Genomic DNA, 14,763 nt, shown 5'->3' with positions numbered 1-14,763 from the left:
GCGCTATCTTGCGCCAAATACCTCTTCTACAAATCCAGCCAAGTCTGTCGCATTGCGCAGGCTTATGCCGTCCACGCGGGGCTGCTTGGCCTGTTGTGGTATTATCGCAGTTGTAAAACCAAGTTTTTGTGCTTCTTTCAATCTATTTTCAGTTTGCACCACAGGACGGAGCGCGCCCGACAAACTGATTTCACCGAAAATCACGGCTTCCGAGGGGAGCGCAGCATCTTCGCGTGCAGAGACGAGGGCGGCGGCAACAGCAAGGTCTGCGCCGGGCTCCGAGATGCGCAAACCCCCTGCTACATTGAGATAAACGTCCAATCCGGTGAAAGGGACACCGCAGCGCGATTCGAGCACGGCAAGGATCATGGCAAGCCGTCCGCCATCCCATCCGACGACCGAACGGCGGGGTTGGCTGTGTGGCGAAGGTGCCACAAGTGCCTGTATCTCGCAGAGCATGGGGCGGCTGCCTTCAATGCCTGCAAACACGACCGAGCCAGGGGCAGGGGTGCCGCGTTCGGACAGGAACAGCGCCGAAGGATTCTTGACTTCTGCCAGGCCCTTGCCGGTCATTTCAAAGACGCCGATCTCGTCAGCGGGGCCGAAACGGTTCTTGACCGAACGTAATATTCGGAACTGATGGCCGCGCTCGCCCTCAAAATAAAGCACGGTATCGACCATATGTTCGACAACCCGGGGGCCCGCGATGGTGCCGTCTTTCGTGACATGCCCCACCATCACCACGGCCATGCCGTTGCGTTTCGCAAAAGTCGTCAACTCATGCGCGGATGAACGCACCTGGCTGACGCTGCCCGGTGCGCTGTCGACGTTGTCAGCCCACATCGTCTGGATGGAATCGATGATCGCTAGGTCCGGCTTTTCGGCCTCGAGCGTCGTCAGGATATCGCGCAGGTTCGTTTCCGAGGCGAGCATGACAGGGCTTTTCTCCAGTCCCAGACGACGGGCGCGCATCTGCACTTGCGCGTTCGATTCCTCGCCAGAAATATAGATGACTTTCAGGCCGTTACGGGCAAACCTTGCAGCAGCCTGTAAGAGAAGCGTTGATTTGCCGATGCCGGGATCGCCACCCACAAGCAGGGCAGACGCCTTGACCAGACCACCGCCCAAGACGCGGTCCAATTCTCCGACGCCCGCTTGGGTGCGGGGCGGCTCTTTCTCCTGTGTTTCCAGATCGGTGAGCGCGATCATTTTGCCACGGATTGCGCCCAGTGATTTGCCTTTGGGGCCGCTGGACAGGGCCTTGGATTCACTGATTGTGTTCCATGCCTGACAGGCATCGCATTGCCCCGACCATTTGCGAAAGGACGCGCCACATTCAGAGCAGGAAAAGGTGAGATCTTTGGCCATGTTCACCTTTTGGACCAAAAGGTGAACCTTGGCAATGATGCTTAGGCTTTCGCCTTGCCCTGCGGTGTGAGGGCCGAGATGACGATTGAGGCCAGAATACAGGCGGTGAAGAGGTAAAGCCCCCAACCTGTTTCGATCTTGCCGATACCGACGCCCTTGAACAGCACGATGTAGAGCGCAATCAGGAACACATCTGCCATCGCCAGTTTGCCGATCCATGACAGCACAGGCAGCGTCTTGTCTTTCAACAGGTCGAAATGCACCAGCGCGATGCCGATGGTCTTGAGGTAGGGCGCGAACATTGCAAAGGCTGTCACCAGCAGTGCCAACGCAACATCACTTTCCCAAAGCGCCTGCATGCCCGAGATGACACTGATTTCGCTGAGGCCGAAAACGGGCAACAACCCTGCGCGCATCAGTGGCGCAAACCAAGCAATCGGAAAGAGAACAAGAAGGGCAAGGTTCGCGATGCGCAATATGTTCAGCATAATAAATCCTAGATATGACTAGGGGTTAAGTAATGAAGCTCGTGCTTTGAGACAAGTTTATTTGCCAAAAATCTTGCGATTGTAGCGCGCACCGAGCTGTGTGAGCACCTCATACCCGATGGTATTTGCCGCGCGTGCCAGATCATCCACGGTCTGCTGCGGGCCGATCAGGGTCAGCTTGCTGGGTGTTTCTGGCAGGTCGGTGACGTCGATCGTCAGCAGGTCCATCGACACCCGTCCAACCAGCGGGCAGGCGGTGTCGCCATGATAAAGCGTGGCCTTGTCGGACAGGATTCGTGCGATGCCGTCGGCATACCCACCGGATACGGTGGCGATCCGTGAAGGACGCGACGCTTGCCATGCATTGGCATAACCGACGACTTCACCCTCGGCCACGTCACGCACTTGCACCACGGGCAAATCCAGTTCGATCACGGGTGTCGCATTCTCGAAAGGCAGGCCGCCGTAAAGACCGATCCCCGGACGCGTCAGGTCAAAGTGATATTCAGGTCCAAGCAAGATACCGCCCGTTGCCGCCAGAGAGCGGGGCGCCGTGATCCCGTCGGTCATCTTTTTGAACTGGTCGAGCTGATAGGGGTTCATCGGATGGTCGGGTTCATCGGCACAGGCCAGATGCGACATGACCAAACGCGGGTCTTGCGACAGGGCCACTTCGGCCACCGCCGCCCATTCCTGCATTTCCATGCCCAGCCGGTTCATGCCGGTATCAAGCTGAATGCCGAAAGGATGGCCGGGCAGGGCTTCGAAATGGAGCGTCAGTTGTTCCACCGAATTCAACATCGGCGTCAGGCCCAGATCGCGGATCAGCGCCGTATCGCCCTTCATGTGGCCAGAGAACACACAGATTTCGGGCTTCGGGCCCAGTTCTTCGCGGATCGGGAGCGCTTCTTCGGCGACGGCCACGAAAAACTGGCGCACACCTTCCTTGAATAGCGCCTTTGCGACATTGCCTGACCCCAGCCCATAGCCATTGGCTTTGACCACTGCACCGGTCTTGCAATTTGTCATCGCATCCAGAGCGCGCCAATTGGCGACTACAGCGTCAAGGTCAATGATCAGGCGTCCAGTACTCATGGCGACCTTTTGTCAGGGGCGTTCGGGTGGGGCAAGTGTTTTACGAACGCAGACCTGTTATTCCGGGCAGTCGCCCAACCCGTTCAGCGCATCGACCATTTCCTGCGCACGTTCCAGCGGCATGGCTTGCGTGATTGCAAAGCCGGTTTCGATGGGGGCCTGTACGGCAATGTCCTCAAACGATTGTCCGCAGACTGTGAAGGTGACGGACTGATTGACGTGGGTTCGGGTGAACAGCGCGAAGGCAGCCGTGGCCTCTTCATTCATAGCAATAGCCACTTGCGCGGTCTCGTCGGTTTCTCCCGACAGTCCTGCGCGCACGTCAGGTTGGAACAGCCGCAGATCGCCCAGGAATCCGGTAAAGCGCACCAGATAGTCTTGCGAGGTTTGCGCCGCAGCGGGCGGTGCCAACAGGGCCAATACAAATACAAGCCGTTTGATAATGCGTTCCTTTCTAGAACTGCTGGTCGTCCCCTTGTTGCCAGGGTTTGACCAAATTGCCGAACCGCGTGAACTCTGCGGTAAACGAAAGCTCGACCGTGCCAATCGGGCCGTGCCGTTGTTTGCCCACAATAACCTCGGCTTTGCCGTGAAGGCTCGACATTTTTTCCTGCCAGGCCGCGATTGCTTCCATATTGTGGTCTTCAGGTTTCTCACGCTCGACATAGTATTCACCACGGTAAACGAACATAACAACATCCGCATCCTGCTCGATAGAGCCGGATTCGCGCAAGTCCGAAAGCTGTGGGCGTTTATCTTCCCGGCTTTCAACCTGACGCGACAATTGGGACAGCGCGATGACAGGAATGTTCAATTCCTTGGCGATGGCTTTGAGGCCCATCGAGATTTCACCGATTTCCTGTACACGGTTGTCCGACGTGCCGCGCACAAGCTGCAAGTAGTCCACGATTAAAAGATCAAGCCCGTGTGTCCGCTTGAGCCGCCGCGCACGTGCCGCCAGTTGCGAAATCGGGATTGCAGCAGTGTCGTCGATAAACAGCGGGCAGGATTCAAGCTCTTTGGCGGCATCCACGAAGCGACGGAATTCGCCCTCGGTCATGTCACCTTGGCGGATTTTATGTGACGAGATCTCGGAGGCTTCCGCCAGAATGCGCCCTGCAAGCTGCTCTGCACTCATTTCGAGCGAGAAGAACCCGACGACGCCACCGTCGACTGCGCCTTCGGTGCCGTCCTGCAACTGGCCTTTGCGGTACGCCTTCGCGACGTTGTAGGCAATGTTGGTCGCAAGCGAGGTTTTCCCCATCGAAGGGCGACCGGCAAGGATCAGAAGGTCGGATTTGTGCAGGCCCCCCAGTTTCTTGTCCATATCCACAAGACCGGTCGAAATACCTGCCAGCCCGCCATCGCGTTGATAGGCTGTATTGGCGACATTCACGGCCTCGGTGACGGCGGCAAGGAAAGACTGAAAGCCCTTTTCCGACACCCCCTGTTCGGCCAGCGAATAAAGCGCCTGTTCGGCCTCGACAATCTGTTCGCGGGGTTCGTGATCAACGTCGACCTTGGCGGCCTTGTCGGTGATGTCACGGCCCAGTTTGATCAATTCGCGCCGTGTCGCCAGATCATAGATCATCTGCGCATAGTCGCGCGCGGCAAAGGCAGAAATCGCAGCCCCCGCGAGGCGGGCAAGATAGGGCGGGCCGCCCAGTTCCTTGAGACCTTCGTCGTCTTCCATGAACGCCTTGAGCGTCACGGGGCTCGCCAGCATGTTGCGGCCAATGCGCGTGGCGGCGGTTTCGAAGATGCGCGCATGGACGGGATCGTAGAAGTGCTTGGGGCCAATGATCGACGCCACACGGTCAAACACATCGTTATTGGTCAGAATGGCACCCAGAAGCTGCTGTTCGGCCTCAATGGAATGCGGCATCAAGTCGGCGTCGGCTTCTTGGACGCCGGAAGCATTAAAAGTTGTTATTTCATTCATTGCTGCTCACCTGTTCCCGAGGGCGTCCTAGCAGTTCAGGCCTGCGCTACGCCAGCCAAATAGCTGTGGATACTCTCGGATAACTTTCCGAGAGCATCGCGGATTATGCTGATTCGATCAACATGTAGCGCCAGTGCCATCACTGCCTCCAGGATGTACGCCGAACCCCGTGAATTTTATACACAGCTGTGGAAAAGAAAATCAGGCGGGCGTCCAGCCGGCCGGATCATTCAGATAGGCCTCAACCGCGCCCAGTGTCGCCTCGTCATAGGCACCGCGCGCTTTGGCCTCTGCCAAGACATCCCACCATGTGCACAGCGAAATCAATTGCACGCCGTGGTCAGCCAGCGTTTGTTCCACGCCTTCGAAGATGCCGTAGTAGAAGATCACGGCCGTTGCCGAACAGGTGGCACCAGTCTCGCGGATCGCGTCTACGAAGGAGAGTTTCGAGCCACCGTCGGTGGTCAGGTCTTCAACCAGAATGACACGCTGGCCTTCGGTCATCACACCTTCGATCCGCGCGTTGCGCCCGTATCCTTTGGGCTTTTTGCGCACATATGTCATCGGCAGGGCCAGCCGTTCCGCCACCAGCGCCCCAAAGGGGATACCCGCCGTCTCACCGCCTGCGACGTTGTCGAAGGCTTCAAACCCGGCTTCGCGCATGATCGATACGGCCATGAAATCCATCAGCGTGGAGCGGATGCGCGGGAAGGAAATCAGCTTGCGGCAATCCACGTAGGTCGGGGCTTTTTTGCCCGAGGCATGGGTGAACGGCTCGGTCGCGTTGAAGTCAATTGCACCGATTTCAAGCAGCATGCCAGCGGTCAGGCGCGCGATCTCTTCTTTAGCTGGAAAGGATGTGGGGATCATTGGGTTGGTCTTTCTATTCTTCAACGCGCCAGTGCAGGTCAAACCCGGGGTCAAAGACGGTCACAGGCCCGTCCTCGGTGTCGATATGGGCGGGATAGCTGACAGGATCGCCCTTGGTCAGGGTGATCGTGTCTTCGTTCGGTTTCAGGCCATAAAAGCGCGGGCCATTGAGCGAGGCGAAATCTTCCAGCTTGTTGATTTTACCGGCTGCATCAAACACTTCAGCCAGACAGGACATGGTGTTTGGCGCGGTAAAGATACCCGCACAGCCGCAAGACTGCAGTTTCAGCGCATCGGTATGAGGGGCGCTATCGGTCCCGAGGAAGAACCGTTTGTCGCCCGATACGGCGGCCTGCACCAGTGCCACGCGATGCGCTTCGCGTTTCGCGACCGGCAGGCAATAGAAATGCGGTTTGATCCCGCCCGCCAGAATATGGTTGCGGTTGATAATCAGGTGATGGGTGGTGATTGTTGCAGCCAGGTTCTTGCTGCTGTCGCGTACGTAATCCACTGCGTCTTGGGTGGTGACATGTTCCATCACGACCTTCAGGTCGGGCACTTTCTTGCGCAGCGGTTTCAGGATTTTGTCAATGAACGTCGCCTCGCGGTCGAAAATATCAATCTCGTGATCTGTCACCTCGCCATGCACACAAAGCGGCATGCCGATCTCGGCCATCACCTCAAGCACAGGGCGCACTTTTTCAAAGTCCCGCACGCCAGAGGCCGAGTTTGTCGTCGCCCCTGCGGGATAGAGTTTCACCGCCGTCGCAATCCCTGCGGCATGTGCCGCGCGCACGTCTTCGGGGTCGGTCGCTTCTGTCAGATAAAGCGTCATCAGCGGGGTGAATTTGGCACCCTCTGGAAGGGCCGCAAGGATACGGTCGCGATAGGCGGCAGCATGTGCCGCGGTCACAACAGGGGGCACCAGATTTGGCATGATGATCGCGCGGGCGAAATGCCGTGTGGTTTCGGGCAAAACCGCCCGCAGCATGGCACCGTCACGCAGGTGCAAATGCCAATCATCAGGGCGGCGGATGGTGAGGCGGGTCAGGTTTCTATCTGGCATGTTTTCCGATTACACCGTTGCGCCGCAGGACGCCATAGCCCTTTCGCGCGCAAACCGCTTTCCTGAATGCCCTTGCACAGCCTGCGGCAATTCATGATATTTCCGGCCAAGACACTGGTTCAAGGGAGAGACAGGATGCTTGGATTTCTGATTGCGGCAGCCGCCGGGTTTCTGACACCACAGATCGAGGGCCCCGTTGCAGCGCCGATCGTCAAAACGCTTGAGGGCTATTTTGAAGTAACACCGGCAGAAAAGCGTCTTGTGGCCTTCATGGTGGCGCTGCTTGGCGCGGCAATCATCGCCGCCGCTTTTGATAGCGGATCGGTCTTCGGGATCATCATCGGCGCAATCCTGGGTTATTTCGGCACGCGGATCTTCAATGTGCTGAAAAAGGTGATCGAAGGCCGCCAAGACGCGGGCTAAACACTCTGGCATGCGTTTGCTGCATTGCAGCAATGCAGGTTTGGCTGTTTTCATGGCTGATAGGGCGTCTATCTAGCGGGGGAAACAAATGATCCCGATAGGACAGCCATTATGGCCAGACATACTTCTTCCCACACGGCGCCGTTGCCGTTCCTTGCTTTCTTTGGCGCCATTGCAAGCGGCGTCTCACGGCTTTTGGCCGCGCAAAACCGGTCCGCGCAGGTGCTTCGCCTGCAAAAGCTCAGTGATGACGAATTGGCCGATATCGGTCTGAGCCGTGAGACAATCCTGCGACACGTCTATCGCGATACCTACTACGTGTGAATGTCTTCGGTCGGCGTGAGCTCTTCACGCTTGTCGATGAAGAACGCTTTGTGGCCACGCCGGATCATGTATTCACAGACGATCAGGCCCAAACGGGGATGGCCCGTCACCACCAAACGGCGCACGAGCGCGCGGACATAGGTAGGATCATAACGCCGTGCGCGTAAAAGCCGCGTGAAACGACGACGATCCAGCATATCATCCATGGCCAGTTTGATAATCACATCATGGATGCCCAGGCGGTCAAACGCCTGATCCAGATCATCACCCAGCAGCGGGCAGGGCAGGGCGATCACTTGTGGCCGCCGGAAGAGTGCAGCGTGGCAGGCGTCAAGCCGCTGGATCGGGTCATAGGCAACAAACACTTTGTCCGCTGCATCAATCATCTCGGGTGCATAGCCGTAGCGGTCGTTAAAGTTCTTCCGGCGCACGTGTTTGTAACGCGGGTCCCAGCCGGCCAGTTCCGCATCAAGCGTCGCCTGGGGGCGCAGCGCGATGACCGTCGCACCCGGTGCAGTCACCGAATAAGCTGCGGCAGCGTATGACGCACCGCCGCCGCCACCATGAAAGATGATCTTTTCGAACTGGTCGAAAAATCCTTCATCGACCAGCCGGTCAAAGAATTCATAAACATGGTGATCGCGAAACCAGCTCTCCTTGAACGAAAACAGTGACAGCAGCGACCAGCCTTCGTGGCGGGTATAGGCAAAGCCGCGCGGTTCCGCATCGAGGTTATTCTCGCGGACCAGTTGCGCGTTCTCAAAGGTGACCAAAAGCTTGTTTCCGGCCTCGAGAAAGCCCGCGCAATGCTCGCGTCCAAGCTGCTCGAAGAAGCCGTGATCTTCGCAAAAATCGTCTATCCGACCCAACCAATCGTTGGCGCTCAGGTCCGTCAGACTGATATCGATGGCTAACTGCCCGTCATTCATACTCATTACCCCGGGGGCGGAAACACACCCGCCCCTGTCATCTGAGTATATACAAATCGGGCAGTAAAATAAGCAACAAAGACAGGTTTAATGTTGCGCTGCTGGCCTAAAAGAAGGCCTGCAGCCCCGTTTGTGCACGGCCAAGGATCAATGCGTGCACGTCATGCGTGCCCTCGTAGGTATTTACCGTTTCGAGGTTCACCATGTGGCGCATGATTTGGAAATCTTCGCTGATTCCATTCCCGCCATGCATGTCCCGCGAGGCCCGCGCGACATCCAGTGCCTTGCCGCAGTTGTTCCGCTTCATCATGCTGATCATTTCCGGAGCGGCTTTGCCTGCTTCCATCAGGCGGCCCAGTTGCAGCGCGGATTGCAGCCCAAGTGTGATCTCGGTTTGCATATCCGCCAGCTTCTTTTGGAAAAGCTGGGTCTGTGCCAGAGGCTTGCCGAATTGCTTGCGGTCGAGCCCGTATTGGCGCGCAGCATGCCAGCACGCTTCGGCCGCGCCCATCACACCCCACGCAATGCCGTAGCGCGCGCGGTTCAGACAGCCGAACGGCCCTTTCAGACCTTGGACGCCCGGCAGCAGGGCATCTTCACCCACGGCGACGTTATCCATCACGATTTCACCGGTCACAGAGGCACGCAGGCTGAGCTTGCCGCCGATTTTGGGGGCCGACAGGCCTTTCATGCCTTTTTCCAGCACAAAACCACGGATCTTGCCGCCGTGTGCCTCGGATTTGGCCCAGACGACAAAGACATCGGCTATCGGCGCGTTGCTGATCCACATCTTTGATCCGCTGATCACATATCCATCATCAGTCTTTTTCGCGGTGGTCTTCATACCGGCAGGATCGCTACCTGCATCTGGTTCGGTCAGGCCGAAACAGCCGATCAGCGTGCCCGCCGCAAGCCCGGGCAGGTATTTCTGGCGCTGTTCCTCGCTTCCGTATGCGTGGATCGGATACATCACGAGCGAGGATTGCACCGACATCATCGACCGATAACCGCTGTCCACCCGCTCAACCTCGCGCGCGACCAGCCCGTAGGTGACATAGCCCGCACCCAGACCGCCGTATTCTTCAGGGATCGTCAGGCCGAGCAAGCCTGCGGCGCCCATTTCTGCAAAGATATCAGGATCAACGGTCGCATCGCGATAGGCGGCGGTCACGCGCGGTTGCAGCGTATTTTGCGCAAACTCATTGGCCGCATCGCGCAACATGCGCTCGTCCTCGGTCAGCTGGTCTTCAAGGCGCAGCGGATCGGACCAGTCGAATGGTCCAAGGTCAGGACCGAAACCTGTGGCTTTTATTGGCGTGGAATCGTTCATTGTCTTTGCTCCCAACTTGTCGCGCGCAGGGTAGGACGTCTGCGGGTCAGGGGCAATGGACGGCTTGACGCGGCGGTGCGGGGATGCAGTTCTAAGGCATGGGAGGATCACAGAATGGCATTTGCAGACATTGATGAGGTGCAGGCCGCACTGGCGGCAGAGAATTACGTCTGCGGGAGGGCATTGGCGACGGTGGTGTTTCTGAGCCTCAAACTGGGCCGTCCGCTGTTTCTGGAAGGCGAGGCAGGGACCGGCAAGACCGAGATTGCCAAGGTGATCGCGCAGGCTTTGGGCCGCCGTTTGATCCGGTTGCAATGCTATGAGGGGTTGGATGCGTCTTCGGCGGTTTACGAGTGGAACTTTGCCGAACAGATGATCGCGATCCGCACTGCCGAGGCCGCAGGCGGCACCGACCGCGACATGCTGAAATCCGAGCTTTTCACCGAAGATTACCTGATTGAAAGACCGCTCTTACAGGCCATGCGCCCGCAACCGGGTGGCGCGCCGGTGCTCTTGATTGACGAAATCGACCGGACCGACGCCCCGTTTGAAGCGTTCCTGCTTGAGGCGTTGAGTGATTTTCAGGTCACAATCCCCGAACTTGGCACGGTCACTGCACCGGAACCGCCCATAGTGATCCTGACCTCGAACCGGACCCGCGAAGTCCATGATGCGCTCAAGCGGCGGTGTCTCTATCACTGGGTCGATTACCCCGATTTTGATCGTGAAATTGAAATTCTCCATGCCCGTGCGCCCGAGGCCTCCGAGTCCCTGTCGCGCGAAATCGTGGCCTTCGTGCAGCGGTTGCGCGAAGAGGACCTGTTCAAGAAACCCGGGGTTGCGGAAACGATCGACTGGGCCAAGTGTTTGCTGGCTCTGGATGTGATTGACCTGTCACCGGCCACCATTGCCGATACATTGGGGGCGATCCTCAAGTATCAGGACGATATCCAGAGGCTACAGGGGTCCGAGGCCAAACGTATCCTTGATGCCGCCAAGGCCGATCTGGAAAAGGCCTGATGGTCCAATACCCCGCACTGACCCTGCCGGATGAGCCCAAACTGGCGCAGAACATCACGCATTTCGCGCGTGCCCTGCGCCGTGCAGGGCTTTCGATTGGTACGGGGCGGGTGATTGATGCGATCCATGCGGTCAGTGCCGTGGGGTTCTCGCAAAAGCAGGATTTCTTTTGGACGTTACATGCGTGTTTTGTCAGCAAACCTGAGGAACATCTGATCTTTGCCCAGCTATTCCGGCTTTATTGGCGTGATCCGGAGTACCTTGAACATATGATGTCATTCCTGCGCCCGATGGTGCGCGGCACACAGGAGGAACGCTCAGCCGCCCCCGCAGAGAAGCGCGCGGCCGAGGCGCTATTGGACGGGGAAGAACGCCCGCTGCCGCCGCAACCCGACACCGATGATGAGATCGAAATTGATATTGACGCGACGCAGACCGCATCGGCAGAGGAACGGCTGCGGACACTGGACTTCGAATTGATGAGCAACGCGGAAATGAACGCGGCAAAGGCGGTTCTGGCAACGCTGTCGCTGCCTGTGCCGCCGGTGCTCAGCCGCCGGACCGCGCGGTTGGCGGGGATGTTACCCGACTGGCAGGGCACGATGCGCAGCGCCATGCGCAAAGGTGGCGAAGTCACTGATTTTGCAACGAAACGGCGCAAGCTGCGGTATCCGAACCTTGTTGTGCTTTGCGATATATCCGGCTCGATGTCGCAATATTCGCGCGCAGTTTTGCAGTTCGTCCATGCGGTGTCGAACCGGCAGGGGCAGGGTTGGGCGCAGGTCCATGCATTTACCTTTGGCACACGGCTGACAAACATCACCCGCCACCTGCGCAGGCGTGATGTGGACGCGGCTCTTGCGGCGGCGGGGGCCGAGGCGCAGGATTGGCAAGGCGGCACACGGATCGGGGCCTGTTTGCATGACTTCAACCGCGACTGGTCGCGCCGTGTCGTGGGGCAGGGCGCGGTTGTACTGTTGATCACCGACGGGCTTGATCGTGACGCGGGCCATGATCTGGGCCGCGAAATGGAGCGCCTGCGGCTGTCCTCGCGCCAGTTGATCTGGCTGAACCCATTGCTGCGTTGGGACGGGTTTGCGCCCAAGGCGCGGGGGATCATGCAGATGCTGCCGCATTGTTCGAGTTTTCGCGCAGGCCACAATATCGCGTCGCTGGCAGGCTTGGCAGAGGCGCTGTCACGTCCTGACGATACTGGAGAAAAAGCGCGCCTGCTGGCGCGATTGTGATGCGGGCAGTGTTGAGCTGTGATAAAGCAGGCAGCACGCGAACGAGGGTATGGCTACCATGACAGATGACATCAATGACCTGCCGAAACTGGCGCTTGAATGGTACCGCGCGGGCCGTGGTGTGGCGATCGCGACAGTCGTGCAGACCTGGGGCTCTGCTCCGCGTCCTGTGGGCAGCCAACTGGTGATTGATGCCGATGGCGCAATGGAGGGGTCCGTGTCGGGGGGCTGTGTCGAAGGGGCCGTAATCACCGAGGCGATTGACGCCATTGCCGACGGCGAACAGCGTTTGCTGAGTTTTGGCGTGAGCGATGACGAGGCTTTTGCCGTCGGTCTGGCCTGTGGCGGCGAGATCAAGGTGCTGATCGAGCCTGTGGGCCCTGTGATGCCGGTAGATATCCTTGAACGGCTGGCCGATGCCCGCGCTGAGGCCACGCCTGTCGTCTACGTCACCGATATTATCGCAAGCCGCCCGCGGCTGCAGGCGGCATGGACTTATCCTGACCGGCAGCGCACCGATACGTCAGGGATTGAAGAGGACGGGCGCACCTTTGTGGCCGTGCATAATCCGCCTTTGCGGATGGTTATTGTCGGGGCGGTGCATATTGCACAGCATCTGGTGCCCATGGCGCGCGCCTGTGGATACAGGCCGATCCTGATTGATCCGCGTCCGGCCTTTGGATCGCAGGCACGGTTTCCTGACGAAATCATCCTTGATGACTGGCCGGATGAGGCCCTGCGCGCGCTCAGGATTGATGCCCGCACGGCGGTGATCACGCTCACCCACGATCCAAAGCTGGACGATCCCGCGATTGTGACGGTGCTGGAATCCGAGGCTTTCTATCTGGGTTGCCTTGGATCGACGCGCACCCATGCCAAAAGGGTCGCGCGCCTCAAAGAGGTGGGTTTCACCGATGAAGAGATCGGCCGCATCCATGCGCCGGTCGGGCTTGATCTTGGGGGGCGCCAGCCTGCCGAAATTGCGGTGAGCATCATGGCAGAGGTGACGCAGGCCTTGCGGAAAAAACCGTGAAATTCGGACCTGTTCCGACACAAGAGGCGGCGGGCGCCGTCTTGGCGCATTCGGTGCCGGTGAAGACGGGCGCGCTGCGCAAAGGGCAGGTCCTGTCTGATGCGGATATCGCGGCGTTGCTGGCGGCGGGACACGCGCAGGTAATCGTCGCGCGCTATGATCCCGGTGATCTGAACGAGAACACTGCAGCAGCACAGTTTGCTGCAGCGATTGCAGGCGCCGGGCTGCACATCAGCAAGGCCGCGACAGGGCGTGTGAACCTTTATGCCAAAGGCCCCGGTATTGTGCAGATCGATGCCGCGCGGATTGACGCCGCAAATGCCGTCAATCCGATGATCACGGTCGCCACAGTCCTACCACTGCAAAGGGTAGAGGAAGGGGCGATGGTCGCGACGATCAAGATCATTTCCTATGCCGTTCCAGCCGATGATGTGACGGCTGCCTGTGCGGCTGGCAACGGGGCCTTGGCGCTGTTGCCGCCCCGCGCGACGACGGCGAGTCTGATTGAAACCGATATTGGCAAACCACCCGCAACCAAAGGCAGGCGCGCATTGGCGTCACGGTTGTCACGATTGGGCGTCACGTTGACACCCCGCGTGATAGTGCCGCATGCGCATGCGCCCTTGGCGGAAGCCATCAAGGGGGCGGAAGGCGAGGTGATCTTTATCCTCACCGCCTCAGCCACGTCGGACGTCGAGGATGTGGGGCCTTCGGCGCTGCGGCAGGCGGGGGGCGAGGTCACGCAATTCGGGATGCCTGTTGACCCGGGGAACCTGTTGTTCTTAGGAAACTATGGAGAAAAACCCGTTGTGGGTTTGCCGGGATGTGCCCGCTCGCCGGCTTTGAACGGGGCTGACTGGGTGCTGGAGCGTGTCATCTGCGGCCTCAGCCCGACACCTGCCGATTTTACCAAGATGGGCGTCGGGGGACTGCTGAAGGAAATCCCGTCCCGCCCCAAACCACGTGCCAGTCTCTAGGCACAAATCCCCGTTACTTTGCAGGTGCAGCGGAAGTAGGGTGTTCTCAAGTGCCTTTTGCCGTGTTTAACTCATCTCAAAGCAGAACTGTTTTTGGGAGGAAACAATGGCGTCGGTAACTATGACCGTGAACGGAAAATCCGTGTCGGGTGAAGTGGAGGGCCGCACGTTGATGTCGGATTTCCTGCGCAATGACCTGCGACTGACAGGCACGCACGTGGGGTGTGACACCTCGCAATGCGGGGCCTGTGTCATCCATGTAAACGGCGAGGCGGTCAAAGCCTGCACAATGTTTGCAGTCGAGGCGGATGGTGCCGATGTGGCAACAATTGAAGGGCAGGCGAATGCAGATGGATCGCTGAATGTGATCCAGCAGGCGTTTCAGGATCACCACGGTTTGCAATGTGGTTTCTGCACACCCGGGATGGTGATGTCTGCGGCGGCATTGCTGAAAGAGAACCCGACACCCACGGAACGCGAAGTCCGTGAATATCTGGAAGGCAACATCTGCCGCTGCACCGGATACCACAACATCGTCAAAGCGATCATGGCCGCATCCGGTCAGGATGTGTCGGCCATCGCCGCCGAGTAAGCAAATTTTCGAGGAAAATTTGGGGCCAATTTTTCGATGAAAAATTGCGGCTCCGACAG

General features: G+C 58.6%; 16 protein-coding genes. 7 read left to right on the top strand and 9 right to left on the bottom strand.

The window, feature by feature from the left end; translation table 11 throughout:
• Positions 1-3 precede the first annotated feature (3 nt).
• The 7 genes from radA to pyrC form a co-directional block, all read right to left on the bottom strand.
• Complete coding sequence (gene radA, locus C7964_RS07980; protein ID WP_110279131.1) at positions 4-1,368, bottom strand: DNA repair protein RadA; 1,365 nt, start codon at positions 1,366-1,368, stop codon at positions 4-6.
• A 41-nt stretch (positions 1,369-1,409) separates the two neighbouring features.
• On the bottom strand, positions 1,410-1,856 hold the full coding sequence (locus tag C7964_RS07975; RefSeq protein ID WP_110279130.1) for a paraquat-inducible protein A: 447 nt from the start codon (positions 1,854-1,856) through the stop codon (positions 1,410-1,412).
• Positions 1,857-1,913: 57 nt separating this feature from the next.
• The gene (gene alr, locus C7964_RS07970; protein WP_110279129.1) at positions 1,914-2,951 is read right to left on the bottom strand and encodes an alanine racemase; all 1,038 of its coding nucleotides are present in this window, start codon (positions 2,949-2,951) and stop codon (positions 1,914-1,916) included.
• Positions 2,952-3,008: 57 nt separating this feature from the next.
• Positions 3,009-3,371 (bottom strand): hypothetical protein, encoded by a 363-nt coding sequence (locus C7964_RS07965; protein ID WP_110279128.1) that lies wholly within the window; start codon positions 3,369-3,371, stop codon positions 3,009-3,011.
• A gap of 34 nt (positions 3,372-3,405) precedes the next feature.
• Positions 3,406-4,893, bottom strand: a complete 1,488-nt coding sequence (locus tag C7964_RS07960; RefSeq protein ID WP_110279127.1) for a replicative DNA helicase — start codon at positions 4,891-4,893, stop codon at positions 3,406-3,408.
• A 201-nt stretch (positions 4,894-5,094) separates the two neighbouring features.
• The gene (locus tag C7964_RS07955; protein ID WP_110279126.1) at positions 5,095-5,763 is read right to left on the bottom strand and encodes an orotate phosphoribosyltransferase; all 669 of its coding nucleotides are present in this window, start codon (positions 5,761-5,763) and stop codon (positions 5,095-5,097) included.
• Positions 5,764-5,776: 13 nt separating this feature from the next.
• Entirely contained in the window at positions 5,777-6,829 is a 1,053-nt protein-coding gene (gene pyrC, locus C7964_RS07950) for a dihydroorotase (RefSeq protein ID WP_110279125.1), read from the bottom strand.
• Positions 6,830-6,964: 135 nt separating this feature from the next.
• Between pyrC and C7964_RS07945 the strand changes: the two genes are divergently transcribed.
• Together C7964_RS07945 and C7964_RS07940 are read left to right on the top strand one after the other, a co-directional pair.
• Positions 6,965-7,252, top strand: coding sequence for a hypothetical protein (locus C7964_RS07945; RefSeq protein ID WP_110279124.1), 288 nt, complete (start codon positions 6,965-6,967; stop codon positions 7,250-7,252).
• Positions 7,253-7,363: 111 nt separating this feature from the next.
• Positions 7,364-7,576, top strand: coding sequence for a YjiS-like domain-containing protein (locus C7964_RS07940; RefSeq protein WP_110279123.1), 213 nt, complete (start codon positions 7,364-7,366; stop codon positions 7,574-7,576).
• On the opposite strand, the gene C7964_RS07935 is transcribed toward C7964_RS07940, so the two are convergent.
• Both C7964_RS07935 and C7964_RS07930 read right to left on the bottom strand, forming a co-directional pair.
• Positions 7,567-8,511, bottom strand: coding sequence for a phosphoadenosine phosphosulfate reductase (locus tag C7964_RS07935; protein WP_146214835.1), 945 nt, complete (start codon positions 8,509-8,511; stop codon positions 7,567-7,569). The genes C7964_RS07940 and C7964_RS07935 overlap by 10 nt on opposite strands.
• A gap of 100 nt (positions 8,512-8,611) precedes the next feature.
• Complete coding sequence (locus tag C7964_RS07930) at positions 8,612-9,835, bottom strand: acyl-CoA dehydrogenase (protein ID WP_110279121.1); 1,224 nt, start codon at positions 9,833-9,835, stop codon at positions 8,612-8,614.
• 114 nt (positions 9,836-9,949) lie between these two features.
• Between C7964_RS07930 and C7964_RS07925 the strand changes: the two genes are divergently transcribed.
• From C7964_RS07925 to C7964_RS07905, 5 genes are all read left to right on the top strand, one after another.
• Positions 9,950-10,855, top strand: coding sequence for an AAA family ATPase (locus C7964_RS07925; RefSeq protein WP_110279120.1), 906 nt, complete (start codon positions 9,950-9,952; stop codon positions 10,853-10,855).
• Complete coding sequence (locus C7964_RS07920) at positions 10,855-12,102, top strand: vWA domain-containing protein (protein ID WP_110279119.1); 1,248 nt, start codon at positions 10,855-10,857, stop codon at positions 12,100-12,102. Before C7964_RS07925 ends, C7964_RS07920 begins: the two co-directional genes overlap by 1 nt.
• Positions 12,103-12,160: 58 nt before the next feature.
• Positions 12,161-13,135 carry an XdhC family protein gene (locus C7964_RS07915; RefSeq protein ID WP_110279118.1) on the top strand — a complete coding sequence of 325 codons (975 nt, stop codon included), beginning with the start codon at positions 12,161-12,163 and terminating at the stop codon, positions 13,133-13,135.
• Positions 13,132-14,112: a molybdopterin-binding protein gene (locus C7964_RS07910; protein WP_110279117.1), complete on the top strand. Its 981-nt coding sequence runs from the start codon at positions 13,132-13,134 to the stop codon at positions 14,110-14,112. Before C7964_RS07915 ends, C7964_RS07910 begins: the two co-directional genes overlap by 4 nt.
• Positions 14,113-14,218: 106 nt before the next feature.
• Entirely contained in the window at positions 14,219-14,704 is a 486-nt protein-coding gene (locus tag C7964_RS07905) for a (2Fe-2S)-binding protein (protein ID WP_110279116.1), read from the top strand.
• The last annotated feature ends 59 nt before the right edge of the window (positions 14,705-14,763 follow it).

Source organism: Loktanella sp. PT4BL, assembly GCF_003201935.1.
In the GTDB taxonomy this organism is placed as follows: domain Bacteria; phylum Pseudomonadota; class Alphaproteobacteria; order Rhodobacterales; family Rhodobacteraceae; genus Yoonia.
Note: the sequence above shows the minus strand (reverse complement) of the source record. Positions and strands in the feature narration are given on the sequence as shown.